The sequence below is a fragment of the Rhizobium acaciae genome (genome assembly GCF_025941625.1).
Classification (GTDB): domain Bacteria; phylum Pseudomonadota; class Alphaproteobacteria; order Rhizobiales; family Rhizobiaceae; genus Rhizobium; species Rhizobium acaciae.
The window spans coordinates 100,985-117,231 of the sequence record NZ_JAPCZO010000015.1 but is presented as its reverse complement, the minus strand read 5'-3'; the positions used below and the strand labels follow the sequence as shown (position 1 = coordinate 117,231).

Below are 16,247 nucleotides of genomic sequence, written 5' to 3'. Positions count from 1 at the left end.
CGACTTGGCTCTTTTCCGTAACTTCAGAGGTTGACCGTGACGCTTTTGCGCGCCGTATAGGCCTCAAGAGCACCTTCGATGGAGTATTCGGATCCAATTCCGCTCTGCTTGATGCCGCCATAGGACATGCCGGGGATCTGGCCGCCGGCGCGGTTGATCTGGAGCCAGCCGGCGTCGATGCGGCTCGCCGCATTGAGAGCCGTGGTCAGGTCATTGGCGAAGATATAGGCGGCAAGGCCATAGTGGGTGTTGTTGGCCCACTCGACAACCTCGTCTTCGCTCGTCCATGGAATAGCAACGAGAACAGGGCCGAACACCTCTTCCTGCACGATGCGCCAGTCGTTGGTGAGGCCTTTGAGAACGGTCGGCTTCGGGAAGAATCCGACGTTCTCGCCAGCCGCGGGCGGGACTTCACCGGTCACCACTTCGGCGCCCGAGTTAACCGCCTCGGAGATGAACTCGCGAACAGCGCTGTAGCGCTCCTCGTTGATGATCGCGCCGATATCGGTCTCTTCGTCAAGAGCGTCGCCGATCTTCATGACGGCAAGCTTCTCGACGACCTTCTTCAAGACAGGCTCGAATACGTCCTGATGGACATAAAGACGTGAACCGGCGGTGCAGGACTGCCCCTGACGAGCAAACCGCATCGCATTAATGATGTTCGCTGCGAGGCCGTCGATCCTGTCGTCGGTCGCGGCGTCCGGATAGACGATGGTTGGGCTCTTGCCCCCAAGCTCCAATGTGGCGCGAGCGATACGGTCGGCGGCGGCATGGGCGACCAGCTTACCGACCTCGACCGAACCCGTGAAAGAGATCTTTGCAACGTCCGGATGGCTGGATAGGGCAGCACCTGCTACTTCACCTACTCCGGTCACGACGTTGAAGACGCCGTTCGGGAACAGATCGGCTGCAAGCTCTGCGACTCGGATGACTGCAAGCGGCGCGTCTTCGGCGGGCTTAAGGACCAGCGTGTTGCCTGTGCCAAGAGCCATGCCGATCTTGACGGCGGCGAGAACCAGCGGCGAATTCCACGGTATGATCGCAGCGACGACGCCAAGCGGCTCGCGCGTCGTGTAGCTGAACAGACCCGGGCCAAGCGGCAGCGTTTCGCCCTTTTGTTCGGCGACCGTGCCGCCATAGTAACGCAGCACTTCAATGGCGCTCATGACTTCCGGACGGCTCTGCGTACGTAGCGCGTTTCCGGTTTCTGCAGCGAGAATGGGAGCGATCTCGTCCGAATGCGCTGCGACACGATTGGCAAGCTCCGTCAGGAGCGCGCCGCGCGAACGCGATGCCAGGCGCCGCCACGAGGGAAACGCTGCCTTCGCCGCGGCAACGGCAGCATCGACATCCTCTCTGCCCGCCGCCCCGATCGTCGTAATGACGCTGCTCCGGCAGGGATTGATGATGTCGAGCATCGCGCCAGACACGGGCTTGACCCACTCTCCATTGATCAGTTGACCTGAAAGGCCAACGGTTGGCAAAATGACTTCCGCCGTGTCTTTCCGGACTTTAGCTGTCTGAGACATTGTTCGTTCCTTGGTTGAATGCGGGTGATCAGGCGCTTGCGGGCAGGCGCAATTCGACCTTCAGAAGATTTTCGAAGACTTCTGCTACGCTGGTGGAATCCTTGCTGCCGAGACCTTCGGCGCGTGCCATGTTGTAGATCTGGCGGACCATCTGACCGAGCGGCATGGGGTAAGCCGAGAACTCCTCAAGGCACAGGGAGATGTCCTTGTGCATCAGATCGAGAGCGAAGTTCGCAGGGCGCTCTTCGGTGAAAAGGGTTTTTGGGAGGTAGTCGAGCATCTTGCTGCCCGCGAGTCCGCCGGACAGGACTTCCGTCAGAACAGATAGGTTCGCGCCGGACTTGACGCTGGCGGAAAGCACTTCGCCGAGGGCAACGGTATTGATTGCCGTCAGGAGGTTATGGGCGAGTTTGGTCAGCTGGCCAGAACCGACAGGGCCGCAATGGACAATGCGGCCGGCGATCGGGCCGAGGACTGGACGAGCTGCATCGAGAACCTCTTGGCTCGCCCCAGCCATCACCAGAAGAGTTCCGGCGCCGGCGCCGGCGACACCGCCGCTGACCGGCGCGTCCATGAAGTGAACGCCCTTAGCTCCGCACTGTGCTGCAATGGCCTTGGTTGTCGATGCATCGACCGTGCTGAAGTCGATAACCGTAGCGCCTGCGGCCACTGTCTTGAGAATACCATTCTCGCCTGTAATGGCGTCGCGAAGCGTGGCCGGACTCGGCAGGCTGCTGAGAACGAACATGGCCGGCGCGGCGGCGGCGCTCGGCGATGCCTCGACGACAGCGCCTTTTACAGCAAGCTCAGCGGTAGCCGCCGTGTTGGGATCGAAAACGTGGACGACATGACCTGCATCGAGCAGGCGAAGCGCCATTCTCGAACCCATCCGACCAACACCAATAAAAGCAACCGTCGTCATCTTGTACCTTCCTCGTGATGAGCCAATAGGCTCTGTCCAAAAAAGGGAAGGCAAAGAAAGGCGGTCCGACAGCACGCGCGGTCGAGCAATCACTCTCTAATTGTTCCCCTTTTTTACGTATTGATCACAGAAAATGAGTGAAAGAAAAGGCGACGCTTGATAACACTGTATGTAAGAAAAACTTACGGTCTGCCTTTATCATGCTCAATCTCTCACGGCTGCAACTCCTTCATGAGCTCTCGGTCCTTGGCACTATTTCGGCGGTTGCGAGATCCCTGAACCTGACGCGACCCGCCGTCTCGCAGCAGCTCTCGCTCCTTGAGAAGGAAGTTGGCCTTGTCTTGTTCGAACGCTCGGGGAGGGGTGTACGCTGGACATCGGCCGGCGAACGTTTGCTGGCCGGCATTGGCGGAATACTTCAGGCCGTGAACGAAGTAGAAGCGGATCTCGCGCGAACTGCACAAACGGTGACCGGCGACTTGCGTATCGCGGCATTCGGTTCAGCAGCCGCAACTATCATCCCACAAGCGATTACCCAGCTGGCAAAACAGCACCCCTCGCTGGAGATCTTTTTCAACGAAATGGAGCCGGGTGACGGCCTCAAAGCAACTGCGACGAAGCAGGTCGACATCGCGATTGTCGATGATCTAACTGGGACGGAAAACTTCGCACTCCAGCTCGATTTCCAGCCGCTTTACATCGACCCATTCAAAGCCGTTGTGTCAGTCGATCACAGACTAGCGGGCACTGGACGAAGAACGGTCGAACTATGGGAACTTGCCCAGGAAAAATGGGCACTGAATCAATCAGCCATTGGCTATCAGACGTTCATCGTGAACGCGTGCCATGCGGAGGGATATACGCCACAAATCATGTCGAGCTGCCGCAACATTGCAGCTACATTGGAGTTCGTGCGAACCGGAAGCTTCGTTACTGTACTTCCGGGTCTTGCGACGCACAATATATTGCTCGATCCTGATTTTCGGTGCCTGGATCTACGCCCAGTAACGCAGCGGCGACTTTTTTCGGCATTCGCCAAGGGGAGCAAAGCTCGCCCCGCCATTTCTGCTGCGTTGGAAGCATTCGAACACGCATGTTCGCTATTCATCGATAATCGATGATCGATCACCAGACAGGAGATGCTTGCACCTCTTGGGGCTGCTTCCAGGTCGATCACGGTTGGCCATCGCCAATCGCTGCGTCGAGATCAAGGAGCTGCCGCGTTGCAAATATGACGCGCGATAGCAGAGGAAGCGGCAGGCAGCGATCCTCACAAGTCAATCGGACTCACTGAGGGCCGCTTTCTGGACGCGCCTCCCTTCTCGATTTTGCCTTCAATGTGACCACGCACAAGGCAGCTGTCGATATCAGCGATGCCTTTGCCCTCTATCAAGCGATTTCGGCGACGGTCCTGCATCGAGAAATCGACCGAAGGCAGCTCTTTTTCAAGTGGCGAAAGTATCCACTCCTTCATGACAAAAACCACGCTCAGTTGCGCCGCGGTCGGCGGCAGGTGTGGTATCGGACGCCAGCATTGAAGTCTCGGTGGAGGCAAATACGGCGATGCCCCCGAGAAAAGTGGCTGCCGCCGAGACCTGTGCGACGGCAGCCGAGGTGCCCCGGGAGGAGGCTGGGAGTTCGAAATCTCGTCTTCAACATTCGCATGTTATGGTTTCAAGTCGAATCGCCGTCGGTATGGCACTGAGGCCGAGGGGTTCCTCCTCGAATTCCGTTGTCACGCCGGCGGTTGTGGAATTGCAGCACGCCTACTCTTTCCGGTGCTGCTAGCTGTACACGAGAGCCGAAAGCCTCAATAGTGGATGACTCTCATTTGCTGCGCCGCGCTTGCTGCGACGTCGAATGGACGAACACTTTAACATGGAGCTTTGAAACGCCGGTCGCGAGATTCGTGTAAACCGTGAAAATTCATGAGGGGCGTTCCCTACGAATGAATTCTCACGATCTCTCGAAACGCAGTCGGCCGTGCGTCTTCTTATATCACCCTCTTGATGGCTCAAGTCACCACGATACCCTGCTCGGCGCGGACGCGTGCATTGCCAATCGTCTCAGCCAACATCGTCTCGTCAAGCTTGCCTTCCCATTTGGCGACCACGACGGTGGCAAGCGCATTGCCGATCAGATTCACAAAAGTCAGCCCCTCGGCAAGGATGCGGTGAATTCCGAGGATCAGCGCGATGCTGGCGACGGGAATGGTTCCGGTGGTATTCAGGGTTGCCGCCAATACAACGAAGGCCGCTCCAGCGATGCCCGCCGCTCCCTTCGAGGTGAGCAGCAACACTGCGATCAGGCCGAGTTCGTGCCAGAAGGTCAGATGTGTGTTCGTCGCCTGTGCCAGGAACACCGCGACGGTGGTCAGATAGAGGCATGTGCCGTCGAGGTTGAACGAATAGCCGGCCGGGATGACGAAGCCGACCACGCTTTCCTCACAGCCGGCCTTGCGCATCTTCTGGATGAGGCGCGGCAGCACCGTTTCGGTCGAGGTGGTCGCAGCGACGATGACGATTTCATCCCAGAGATAGCCTAGCAGCCGCCACAAGCTGACACCGCACCAATGGGCAACGCTGCCGAGGACGATTGTTGTGAACAAGGCGCAGACGACGAAGAACTCGATGATTAACTCGCCCAGCGACCAGAGCGAGGCGGTGCCGAACTGACCGACGGTAAAGGCAATCGCGCCGAAGGCCCCGAGCGGCGCGAAGTACATGATGTAGCCGATGATCTTGAAAAACCCTTGGGAGGCGCTTTCGATCACCTGGAACACCGGGCGTCCGCGTTCTCCGATGGCGGCAATGGCGATACCGAACAGGACAGAGATAAACAGGACCTGCAGAACGTGTCCTTCCGTCAGCGCGCTGGCGAAGGTGTCTGGGATGATGTCAAGGAAATAGCTTGAAATGGACTGGTCGTGCGCCGTCGCAAGATAGGTCTTGATCGATGCGGTATCGATTGCGGCAGCGTCGATGTTCATGCCCTCGCCCGGACGCCACAGATCGACTGCGATCAGTCCGAAGATCAGCGCCAAGATCGTGATCGCCTCGAAATAGATGATGGATTTCAGCGCGACACGCCCGACGCTCTTCATGTCGTTCATGCCGGCGATACCATGCACAACGGTGACGAAGATGATCGGCCCGATCATCATGCGGATCATTTTGATGAAGGCGTCGCCGAAAGGTTTCATTGCCACCGCTGCAGCGGGTGCGAAGTGTCCAAGCAGAATGCCGATCAAGGTTCCTGCCAGCACTTGAAACCATAGCTGGCCCAAGATGCCGAACCGACTTGCTGGTCTTTTCGTCTCTCCTGAATATGTCATCGTCTTGCTCACTCCCGTATACATCATGTCCATTCCCTCCCAAAAAACGTCACGCTTCCAGTGACCTGCTGCCCGGCTGCTCAGCCAAACAAAGCGCCGTCGAACAGTTTCCGGGCAGTACGCAGCATGCCCGCTCCTTTGATCGCGCCCTGACCGTTCATCTCGATGACGCAGCCGGTCATGCCGGTCGGATGCTCGACTTCGAGCATCTTGGATTCTCCGTCGGGGATCGCGGCCAACACCTGTGCCGGCGAGCCGTTTATAAGGCAGGCAGTGGCGACGCTGACCGCGCCAAGCACGCCGATGGATGCATGGCAGCGATGCGGAATGAAGGAGCGGACACTGATCGCTCCACCGGTCCTCGGGGCGGCGAGCAACATCATCTTGGGGACTGATTGTTCGGCGACATCGCCCAGGTTCATCAACGGCCCGGCCTTGAGACGGATCGCCTCGATCCGCGCTTTCAGTTCGGCATTGGCATCAAGCGTCGCCCGATCCTCATAGCCGGTGATCCCGACATCGCTGGCCCGCAAGATCACACAGGGCATGCCGTTGTCGATCAGTGTCGTCTCGACACCTTCGATCACGTCCACCGGGTTGCCCGTGGGAAGCAGAGCGCCGCAGCTCGACCCGGCGATGTCTGCAAAGGCGAGCGGGATTGGAGCCGCCGTTCCCGGAACACCGTCGATCCGCGTGTCGCCCTCGTAGGTAACCTCACCGCCCGGCGTCGGCACCGTCGCGATGGCCATCTTGCCGGTATTGACCATGAAGATCGCGACCGGGGTCTCGCCGTTCTTTGCCGCGACCAGCCCGCGCTCGATCGCAAACGGACCGACGCCGGCCAGCATGTTGCCGCAGGTCTGTGCATCGCTGACGATTGCCTGATCGACGAAGACCTGCAGAAACAGATAATCGACATCCACGCCCTCCCGTGAGGAGCGGGAGACCACAGCGACCTTCGAAGCCAGCGGATCGGCACCGCCCATGCCGTCGATCTGGCGTGGATCGGGAGAGCCGAAGGCACGCAGCAAGAAGGCGTCCCGCTTGGCGATGTCGGCGGGAAGGTCATCGGCAAGGAAGAAACCGCCCTTTGACGTTCCGCCCCGCATCCACATGGCGCGCACGGCTTTAGACATAACGCAGCCCCTTGGCCGTCAGGCGCTCGCGCATGGCGTAAATATCAAGACCGAGTTCACCCTTTGCCAGCCGTTCGCGCTTCTCGGCTTCCTTGGCTTCGCGCGCCTGCGACTGTTCGAGGACGTCTGCGGCATCCGCGCGGCGGACGACGCAGACACCGTCATCGTCGGCAATAATGACATCGCCAGCCTGGACCAATTCTCCAGCACAGACAATCGGCACGTTGACAGATCCGAGTGTCTCCTTGACGGTTCCCTGTGCAGAGATTGCCTTTGACCAGACCGGGAATCCCATGGCGGTGAGATCGCGCACGTCGCGCACGCCGGCATCAATGATCAGGCCACGGCACCCTCGGGCCATCGCCGATGTGGCGAGCAGATCACCGAAATAACCGTCCTCGCAGGGTGAGGTAGGGGCGACCACCAGGATATCGCCATCTTTCAATTGTTCAATGGCAACGTGCATCATCCAATTGTCTCCGGGCGGCACGGAGACGGTGACCGCGGAACCGGCGATACGGGCACCCGCGTAGATCGGCCGCAAGCGGCTGCCTAGCAATCCAATGCGTCCTTGCGCCTCGTGGACCGTGGCAACACCGGCCATTGCCAAGCCGTCAATGACGGCGGTATCGGCGCGATTGATTTGCGTGATAACTGCGGGCATGTTTGATCCTCAATTCATATTCTACCGCATCTATGGAAGGGAATTTTGGTCGGCAAAGCAAACTGGATTTGCGCACGCCCCATAAGCTATGCTGAAGTGTGACCATGATTATGCACAGAGAGCTCAACCTGCGGCACCTCGAGGCCGTTGCCGTTGCCGGACGACTGGGAAGCATCAGCAGCGCGTCCCAGGTTATGAACCTGTCGCAACCGGCGCTAACCCAGGCTGTCGCCAAAGTGGAGGCTCAGCTTGGCCATCTCCTGTTCGACCGCCAGCCGAGCGGTGTGATTGCCACCGAGGCGGGGCGATTGATGACAGCCCGCATTGAACGCGCGCTTGCCTACGTGGCGCGCGGCGGCCAAAGCGTGCGACGCGGCGCCCGCTTGCCGCCGCTACCCCATATCGAACGGCGCATCACCTTTGGACAGTTGCGGGCGCTGATCGCGGTCGACAAGGCGGGCAGCTTTGCGCTTGCCTCCAAACGAACAAACCTCTCGGAACCCGCTCTGCACCGGGCGAGCCGCGATCTAGAGCAGTTGCTGGGCGTACCGCTTCTTACCCGCCAGGGGCGTACCGTTCAGCCGACCCCGGCGGCCGTTTTGTTGCTGCGTTTCGCGCACTTGGCGCAATCGGAGCTGAATTCCGGCTTCGACGAATTGGAGGCACTTCGATCTGAAGGCGCCGGCCGTGTCACCGTCGGCACCATGCCGCTGGCGCGTGCAATCCTGCTGCCGCAGACATTGGCCCGCTTTGCCCGCACCTATCCGGTGGCATCCGTCAACGTCATCGAAGGCCCCTATGCCGAATTGCTAGCCAGACTGCGCGAAGGCGAGATGGATCTCTTGATCGGGGCGATGCGGGACCCACCACCGGTCAAGGACATCGCTCAGGAACCGTTGTTCATCGATGACCCGGTGATTGTCGGTCGTGCGGGCCATCCACTGCTGGCGGAGCCTGGATTTTCCTTCTCACGGCTATTGAATTTTCCGTGGGTCATTGCAACGACAGGCGCCCCGGTGCGCCATCGTTGGGAAGAGATGTTCACGGACCGTGGACTGGAGCCGCCCCGGCTGCGGATCGAATGTGGTTCTGTTCTGGTGGTCCGCGGATTGATGCTGGAGGACGACTGGCTGACCCTGATGTCACGCGACCAGTTCCTGTTCGAGCGACGGGCTGGGCTGCTCGACGAGATCGCTGGCACAGGGCCGTCATTGCGTCGCCACATCGGTCTCACGACACGCGATGACTGGCGCCCGACGCAGCTTCAGACGGCTTTCATGGATACATTCCGTGCCATGTGTACAGAGTGGACCTCAGGAAAAGCAATGGAGCGTCAGCCGTTCCGATATGCGTGATCGGTCTATTGTCCATTAGAACGGGGGCATGAGCAAACACCAGACAATCACATTCATCGGTTTCGGCGAGGCCGCACAGGCCTTCTGTGAAGGTTGGGGCGACACACCATCTTTTGGCTTGCGCGCCTACGATATCAAGACTGATGACGTGTCTTCCGCTGGCGCCAAGCGCGAGGATTACCGCCGCTTCGGTGTAGTGGGTTGCGAAGCCCCCAGCGACGCCGTTGACGGGGCGGATGCAGTCATCAGCGTTGTGACCGCCGATCAGGCCCTTGCTGCGGCAAGGGACGTGGCAGCTTGGATTTCACCTGGCACGTTCTTCTTTGATTGCAACAGCGTGGCACCGGCCACCAAGCAGGCTGCAGCAGAGGTAATCTCGACTGCCGGAGGGCGCTATGTGGATGTCGCGGTCATGGCGCCTGTCCACCCCGCATTGCTCGCCGTCCCCTTGCTGCTGTCCGGCCCGTTTGCCGAAGAGGGCGAGACGTTGCTTGCAGAGCTTGGCTTTAAAGGCCGGGTTATCGATGGTGGGATTGGCGCAGCAAGCGCCATCAAGATGATCCGCTCCATCATGATCAAGGGGATTGAAGCTCTGACCGCCGAATGCCTGCTTTCGGCACGCGCAGCAAACGTCGAAGACGAGGTTCTCGCGTCACTTGATGCCAGCTTCCCCAATTGGAACTGGCGTGCCCGCGCCGACTATAATATCGACCGCATGCTCGTTCACGGGCTACGTCGCGCCGCCGAAATGCGCGAGTCCGCGGTCACAGCTGCCGATCTGGGCATGGCCGGAACGATGGCGAGCGCCACCGCGGGCTGGCAGCAACATCTGGGAGCGTTGCAACTTTCCCCTCTACCCGATGGATTCGCCGGCAAGGCCGACGCCATCCTCGCTATTACAGGAAACTCGAAGCCATGATTATCGATTGCCACGGTCACTACACCACTGCCCCGGCGCGCCACGGTGAATGGCGAGCGCTCCAGGAGGCGGCCATTAAATTCGGCGGCGACATCGATCCTGCCTATCCCGACATTTCCGATGACGAGATCCGCGAGACGATCGAGGCGAACCAGTTGCGCCTGCTGCGGGAGCGCGGCGCCGACATGACCATCTTCTCGCCCCGCGCCTCGGCCATGGCGCCGCATATCGGCGACGGGGCGGTGGCGAAGGTCTGGGCGCGCCGCTCCAACGATCTCATCAAGCGCGTGGTCGATCTCTACCCAGAAACCTTTGCTGGCGTCTGCCAGTTGCCGCAAACACCGGGAATCTCGATTGGCACCGCTATCGACGAACTGGAGCGCTGCGTGAGCGAACTCGGCTTTATCGGCTGCAATCTCAATCCGGACCCCTCCGGTGGCAAGTTCGATTCGCCGCCGCTGACGGACCGGGCCTGGTATCCCTTCTTCGAGAAGATGGTGGAACTCGACGTTCCGGCGATGATCCACGTTTCGGGCAGCTGCAATTGCGCGATGCACGCGACCGGCGCTTATTACATCGCCGCCGACACCATCGCCTTCATGCAGTTCATCGAGGGCGACCTTTTCCGCGACTTTCCTTCGCTGCGTTTCATCATCCCGCATGGCGGCGGTGCAGTTCCCTATCACTGGGGGCGCTATCGCGGCCTCTCCGACATGCTGAAACGCCCTCCCCTTAGCGAGCATGTGATGAAGAACGTTTATTTCGATACCTGCGTCTACCACCAGCCCGGCATCGACCTGTTGTTTGAGGTGATCGACGTGGAGAATATCCTGTTCGGTTCGGAAATGGTCGGTGCGGTGCGCGGGATCGATCCGCAGACCGGCCATTATTTCGACGACACCAAGCGCTATGTCGATGCGCTGCAGATCCCGGACGAGGACAAGCGAAAAGTCTTTGAGCTCAATGCCCGGCGCGTCTATCCGCGTCTTGATGCTCAGCTCAAGGCAAGGGGGCTTTGATGGCCGATTTCCGGATGGATCCAGACTGGCTCTGCTACGACCCCGCGCCCAGCAAGCCGACCTATGCACCGCCTCCCGGCGCGGTGGACGCCCATTGCCATATCTTCGGCCCCGGCGATGTCTTTCCCTACGCGCCCGAGCGGAAATACACACCGTGTGATGCCGGCAAGGAGAAACTGTTCGCGCTGCGTGATTTTCTCGGATTCGAGCGCAACGTCATCGTCCAGGCGACATGTCACGGCGCCGATAATCGTGCCCTGGTCGATGCGCTGCATGCGGCCGGCGATCGCGCTCGCGGGATAGCGACGGTGCGCGACACGGTGACGAACGGGGAGCTCGCCGAACTGCATGACGCCGGCGTGCGCGGCGTGCGCTTCAACTTCGTTCGCCGCCTGGTCGACCCGAAACCGGATGCCTATTATCGTGCGATCATCGACCGTATCGCACCGCTTGGCTGGCAGGTGGTGATCTATTTCGAGGCGGCAGACCTTGAGGAGCGCTGGGATTTTTTCACCTCGCTGCCGACGACCGTGGTGGTCGATCACATGGGGCGCCCCGACGTCTCCAAGCCGGTCGATGGGCCGGAATTCAACCGATTTATCCGGCTTATGACTGAACACGAGAATGTCGTCAGCAAAGTGAGTTGCCCGGAGCGGCTTTCGCTGTCGGGTCCGGCAAACTACGATGATGTGATCCCTTTCGCGCGCACGCTAGTTGAGCGTTTCCCCGATCGTGTTCTGTGGGGCACCGACTGGCCGCATCCCAACATGAAGAACCACATGCCTGACGACGGTGCGCTGGTAAACATTATCCCGCGCATCGCACCGACCGGGGAGCTCCGGCAAAAGCTGCTCGTGGACAATCCGATGCGGCTCTACTGGCGATAGTCCGATCTTGTGGATCGCTGGGCCACGCATCTCGAATTCGAGGCGAATCCAAACGCACTGGGCATTCATGCCTTTGCTGTGCGTGCTTGCCTTGCATGACTGACATCAATCAAGAGGAGGAGACTATGAACGTGAACTTGCAACACCAACGGAATACGCCATCGCGGCGGATGGTAACATTGATGAAATCACTGATCCCGGCATGCGTTCTGACGCTTGCGATGGCCGGGGCGGCCGCAGCCCAGGAGGACGATTATCCGACACGCGAAATCAGCCTCGTCATTCCCTTCGGCCCTGGCGGGATTGCTGACATTACCGCGCGCATCATCGGCGATTCGCTGGGCAAGAAGCTCGGGAGACAGATCGTCATCATGAACCAGCCTGGCGCCGGTGGATCGGTCGCCGCCCGGGTTGCACTGAACGGTGAACCGGACGGATATACGCTTGCGCTTCTTTCAAACGGTACCGCAATCAGTGTTCCACTGTTCAAGAATCTGCAGTTCGACCCCGTAACCGATTTCGTGCCGGTATCCAGCCTTGCTTACTTCGACTTCGTATTCGTCACCAAGGTGGACGGCAAATTCAAATCCCTCAAGGATGTTCTCGAAGCGGCCCGTGCGAACCCAGGCGCGCTTAACGTCGGGACGATCAATGTCGGCAGCAGCCAGAACCTTGCGGCCGAACTCTTCAAGTCAACCGCCGGGATCGATTTTACCATCGTCCCTTACAAGGGGACGCCGGATCTTCAGGTTGCCCTTCTTGGTGGGGAACTTGACATGATCATCGACAGCCAGACCGCACTGAAAGCCGCCCTTCAGCAGAACCAGGCGGTAGCGATTGCAGCCTCTGGCCCGACCCGCTCAATCCTCCTGCCGGATGTGGCGACGGCCCAGGAAGAAGGTGTGAAGGGGTTCGATGTCACGTCCTGGAACGGCATTTTCGCGCCCGCCGGCACGCCGCAGGCCGTGGTGGACAAGCTCAACGCAACGCTCGTTGAGGTGCTTGCCGATCCAGATGTGAAGAAGCGGTTTGCCGAACTGGGCGTCGAAGCCCGCTCCAGCACACCACAGGAAATCGGCGATCGCCTGAAGGCGGATATCGAGAAGTGGTCGAAGGTCATCGAGGATTCCGGTATTGTGCGGCAATAGGCGGTAACACGGTGCACCGATGTCCAGCTTACCTCCATGCCTCAAAACGAGGGTGAGCCGGGAATCTGGTCGAACGGGATGGCGTCCGTCAAAGGTATCACTTTACCGATTTAAGATTCGACCAGGACACCGGATGCTTTTTTCCCATCCATTTCGAACGCTTCTCCCATTCTCATAAGGGAGAAGCGTTCGGAACGGCCCGCCGTCACGGGGGTCGGCGGCGATTGGACGTATCCCGCTCCGATTGTCACGGAAGCGAAGAACATCAATCGCACCGCCTCGAACTCTTCGGAGATATCATGAAAACCATTTCCTTCGATTCGACGAATGCGGCATGCGGGGCGATCTTTGTCGCGCTTGGTGCCTTCTTTGCCTATCAGTCCTTCTTCACGCTCGACCTTGGCACGGCATTCCGTATGGGGCCCGGATACTTCCCGCTGGTGCTGGCGGTTGTCCTAACCTTGTTCGGTGCGGTTATCCTGATCCAGGCGACGCGGGTCGAGGGCGAGCCGATCGGGCCAATTGCCTGGCGCGGCATGCTGTTCATCCTGCCGGCGCCGATCTTCTTCGGGCTCACCGTGCGTGGCCTGGGCTTCGTCGTGGCGCTGTTCTTCACCGCGCTGATCGCCTGTTTTGCCTCGCAGAAGATGAAGCCCAGGACGGCTATTCTGCTTTCCATCGGCATCACCATCTTCTCCGTCGCCGTGTTCAGCTATGGGCTGGGCCTGCCCTTCCAGCGCTTCGGCCCCTGGCTCCGGTTCTAGGACGATAAGCATGGAACTCTTCAGCAATCTCGCACTCGGTTTTGCCACCGCCGGCAGCCTTGAAAACCTTCTCTTCTGCCTGATCGGCGTCCTGCTCGGCACGCTGATCGGCGTGCTTCCCGGCATTGGTGCCACGGCTACCATCGCCATGCTTCTGCCGATCACCTTTCAACTGGAGCCGGTCTCCTCGCTGATTATGCTGGCCGGCATCTATTACGGCGCGCAATATGGCGGCTCGACCACCGCCATCCTGATCAACATGCCCGGTGAATCATCCTCCGCTGTAACCGCCATCGACGGCTACCAGATGGCCCGGAAGGGTCGAGCCGGTGCGGCGCTTGCCATCGCGGCGCTCGGTTCCTTCTTTGCCGGCACGGTATCGACTTTCCTCGTCGCGATCTTCGCCCCGCCCTTGACGGCCATTGCGCTGGAGTTCGGTGCAGCGGAATATTTCTCGCTGATGATCGTCGGCCTGGTTTCGTCGATTGCGCTCGCCCATGGCTCCATCGTCAAAGCGCTCGCCATGGTCGCGCTCGGCCTGCTGCTCGGTCTCGTCGGGACCGACATCTATACCGGCACGCCACGCTTTACGCTGGGCATTCGCGAATATGCCGATGGATTGAACTTCGTCGCGGTCGCCGTCGGCGTCTTCGGCGTCGCTGAAATCCTGCGCAATCTCGAGGGCGAAAAAACCCGCACGGTGCTGATGGCCAAGGTCTCCGGCCTGATGCCGACGCGGCAGGACTTCAAGGAAATGATGTGGCCGGTCATCCGCGGCACGGGCATCGGTTCGGCCCTCGGCATCCTGCCGGGCGGTGGCGCCATCCTGGCGGCTTTTGCTTCCTACACGGTCGAAAAGCGCCTTTCCAAGAACCCGGAGGAATTCGGTCATGGCGCTATCGCCGGCGTTGCCGGACCGGAATCGGCCAACAATGCCGGCGCCCAGACTTCCTTCATTCCGCTGCTGACGCTCGGCATCCCGGCAAACCCTGTCATGGCGCTGATGGTCGGGGCCATGATCATTCAGGGCATCGTGCCCGGTCCAAACGTCGCCATCGAACAGCCGGCATTGTTCTGGGGCATCATCGCCTCAATGTGGATCGGCAATCTCATGCTCGTCATCCTCAACCTGCCGCTGATCGGGCTCTGGGTGAAGCTTTTGACCATCCCCTACTACGTGCTCTTCCCGATCATCATGGCCTTCTGCGCAATCGGGGTCTACAGCGTCAATTCCAATGTCTACGACCTCTATGCCGTCGCCTTCTTCGGGCTCATCGGTTACACGCTGGTCAAGCTGCGCTGCGAGCCGGCGCCGCTCCTGCTCGGCTTCGTGCTCGGGCCGCTACTGGAGGAAAACCTGCGGCGCGCGATGATCCTGTCGCGGGGCGATCCCTCGACCTTCATGACACGGCCGATCAGCGCCGGCCTGCTTTTCCTCGCAGCCGTCGTGCTTGTCGTCGTCTTCCTGCCGAGCGTCAAGAAAAGGCGCGAGGCCGTGTTCACAGAAGAGGATTGAGAGCAATGGAGAGGCGCCTTGCCCCATGTTCACTCCGGACGGAACCCTCCCCGTGTTGACGAAATTGTGAAGTCACGCAAATCGGACTCATGACTTAAAATGCCGCCCAGCCCACCCGCCGACCGCCATAAGACCGAAGACCGAAGACCGAAGGATCGACCATGACCCGCCTGACCGCCAAGGATTTCCCACAGGAATTGCTCGAGCTGTATGATTTCTATGCGCATGGAAAAATCACCAAACGCGAATTTCTGGAACGCGCCGGTAAATATGCCGTTGGTGGCCTGACTGCAGCGGCAATGCTCTCGTCCCTCAGTCCTAATTATGCTCTGGCCCAGCAGATCGAATTTACGGATCCTGAGATTGTCGCGGAATACATCACCTACCCTTCACCGAAAGGCCACGGAGATGTTCGCGGGTACCTGGTGCGGCCGGGAAAGTCGACAGGTGCCGTCGCTGGCGTCGTCGTCGTGCACGAGAACCGGGGGCTCAATCCCTATATCGAGGACGTCGCGCGCCGGGTCGCGAAGGCAGGCTTCATTGCGCTGGCGCCCGATGGCCTGACCTCCGTTGGTGGCTATCCCGGCAATGACGAAAAGGGTCGCGAATTGCAACAGACCGTCGATCCCGAGAAACTGATGAACGACTTTTTCGCCGCCGTCGAATTCCTGATGCAGTCGGACATGACGACAGGCAAGGTCGGCATAACCGGCTTCTGCTATGGCGGGGGCGTTTCCAATGCGGCAGCGGTTGCCTATCCGGAACTGGGCGCGGCTGTGCCTTTCTATGGGCGTCAGCCGCGGCCCGAGGACGTCTCGAAGATCAAGGCGCCCTTGCTGATCCATTATGGTGAACTGGACACCCGCATCAACGAGGGTTGGCCGGCCTACGAAGCCGCGCTCAAGGCGGCCGGCAAGACCTATGAGGGCTACATCTACCCAGGCGTCAATCACGGCTTCCACAATGACTCCACGCCGCGGTACGACGAGGCGGCGGCCAAGCTGGCCTGGGAACGCACGATCGAGTGGTTCAAACGTTATCTGGCCTAGCCAAT

14 protein-coding genes are annotated in these 16,247 nt (G+C 59.8%); 9 read left to right on the top strand and 5 right to left on the bottom strand.

Annotation, left to right across the window (positions count from 1 at the left end):
* Positions 1 to 23: 23 nt before the first annotated feature.
* Together OLZ32_RS23605 and OLZ32_RS23600 are read right to left on the bottom strand one after the other, a co-directional pair.
* Positions 24 to 1,529, bottom strand: coding sequence for an aldehyde dehydrogenase family protein (locus OLZ32_RS23605; protein ID WP_264423061.1), 1,506 nt, complete (start codon positions 1,527 to 1,529; stop codon positions 24 to 26).
* A gap of 28 nt (positions 1,530 to 1,557) precedes the next feature.
* Positions 1,558 to 2,544: an NAD(P)-dependent oxidoreductase gene (locus tag OLZ32_RS23600; RefSeq protein WP_264423059.1), complete on the bottom strand. Its 987-nt coding sequence runs from the start codon at positions 2,542 to 2,544 to the stop codon at positions 1,558 to 1,560.
* A 44-nt stretch (positions 2,545 to 2,588) separates the two neighbouring features.
* Between OLZ32_RS23600 and OLZ32_RS23595 the strand changes: the two genes are divergently transcribed.
* On the top strand, positions 2,589 to 3,572 hold the full coding sequence (locus tag OLZ32_RS23595) for a LysR family transcriptional regulator (RefSeq protein ID WP_264423056.1): 984 nt from the start codon (positions 2,589 to 2,591) through the stop codon (positions 3,570 to 3,572).
* An 893-nt stretch (positions 3,573 to 4,465) separates the two neighbouring features.
* On the opposite strand, the gene dctA is transcribed toward OLZ32_RS23595, so the two are convergent.
* The 3 genes from dctA to OLZ32_RS23580 all read right to left on the bottom strand — a co-directional run bounded on the left by dctA (position 4,466) and on the right by OLZ32_RS23580 (position 7,585).
* Positions 4,466 to 5,785: a C4-dicarboxylate transporter DctA gene (dctA, locus tag OLZ32_RS23590; protein ID WP_264423054.1), complete on the bottom strand. Its 1,320-nt coding sequence runs from the start codon at positions 5,783 to 5,785 to the stop codon at positions 4,466 to 4,468.
* A gap of 80 nt (positions 5,786 to 5,865) precedes the next feature.
* Positions 5,866 to 6,921 carry a 4-oxalomesaconate tautomerase gene (locus OLZ32_RS23585; RefSeq protein WP_264423052.1) on the bottom strand — a complete coding sequence of 352 codons (1,056 nt, stop codon included), beginning with the start codon at positions 6,919 to 6,921 and terminating at the stop codon, positions 5,866 to 5,868.
* Positions 6,914 to 7,585 (bottom strand): 4-carboxy-4-hydroxy-2-oxoadipate aldolase/oxaloacetate decarboxylase, encoded by a 672-nt coding sequence (locus tag OLZ32_RS23580; protein WP_264423050.1) that lies wholly within the window; start codon positions 7,583 to 7,585, stop codon positions 6,914 to 6,916. Before OLZ32_RS23580 ends, OLZ32_RS23585 begins: the two co-directional genes overlap by 8 nt.
* 104 nt (positions 7,586 to 7,689) lie before the next feature.
* Here OLZ32_RS23580 and OLZ32_RS23575 point away from each other — a divergent pair, with 104 nt between their 5' ends.
* The 8 genes from OLZ32_RS23575 (at position 7,690) to yghX (ending at position 16,242) form a co-directional block, all read left to right on the top strand.
* Complete coding sequence (locus OLZ32_RS23575; protein WP_264423048.1) at positions 7,690 to 8,940, top strand: LysR family transcriptional regulator; 1,251 nt, start codon at positions 7,690 to 7,692, stop codon at positions 8,938 to 8,940.
* 28 nt (positions 8,941 to 8,968) lie between these two features.
* Positions 8,969 to 9,859: an NAD(P)-dependent oxidoreductase gene (locus OLZ32_RS23570; protein ID WP_264423046.1), complete on the top strand. Its 891-nt coding sequence runs from the start codon at positions 8,969 to 8,971 to the stop codon at positions 9,857 to 9,859.
* Entirely contained in the window at positions 9,856 to 10,878 is a 1,023-nt protein-coding gene (locus OLZ32_RS23565) for an amidohydrolase family protein (protein WP_264423043.1), read from the top strand. Before OLZ32_RS23570 ends, OLZ32_RS23565 begins: the two co-directional genes overlap by 4 nt.
* Complete coding sequence (locus OLZ32_RS23560) at positions 10,878 to 11,765, top strand: amidohydrolase family protein (RefSeq protein ID WP_264423041.1); 888 nt, start codon at positions 10,878 to 10,880, stop codon at positions 11,763 to 11,765. Before OLZ32_RS23565 ends, OLZ32_RS23560 begins: the two co-directional genes overlap by 1 nt.
* A gap of 182 nt (positions 11,766 to 11,947) precedes the next feature.
* Positions 11,948 to 12,913: a Bug family tripartite tricarboxylate transporter substrate binding protein gene (locus OLZ32_RS23555; protein ID WP_264423039.1), complete on the top strand. Its 966-nt coding sequence runs from the start codon at positions 11,948 to 11,950 to the stop codon at positions 12,911 to 12,913.
* Between the two features lie 299 nt (positions 12,914 to 13,212).
* Positions 13,213 to 13,677 carry a tripartite tricarboxylate transporter TctB family protein gene (locus OLZ32_RS23550; protein ID WP_264423037.1) on the top strand — a complete coding sequence of 155 codons (465 nt, stop codon included), beginning with the start codon at positions 13,213 to 13,215 and terminating at the stop codon, positions 13,675 to 13,677.
* A gap of 10 nt (positions 13,678 to 13,687) precedes the next feature.
* Positions 13,688 to 15,193 carry a tripartite tricarboxylate transporter permease gene (locus tag OLZ32_RS23545; RefSeq protein ID WP_264423035.1) on the top strand — a complete coding sequence of 502 codons (1,506 nt, stop codon included), beginning with the start codon at positions 13,688 to 13,690 and terminating at the stop codon, positions 15,191 to 15,193.
* 161 nt (positions 15,194 to 15,354) lie between these two features.
* Entirely contained in the window at positions 15,355 to 16,242 is an 888-nt protein-coding gene (gene yghX, locus OLZ32_RS23540) for a YghX family hydrolase (protein ID WP_264423033.1), read from the top strand.
* Positions 16,243 to 16,247: the final 5 nt, after the last annotated feature.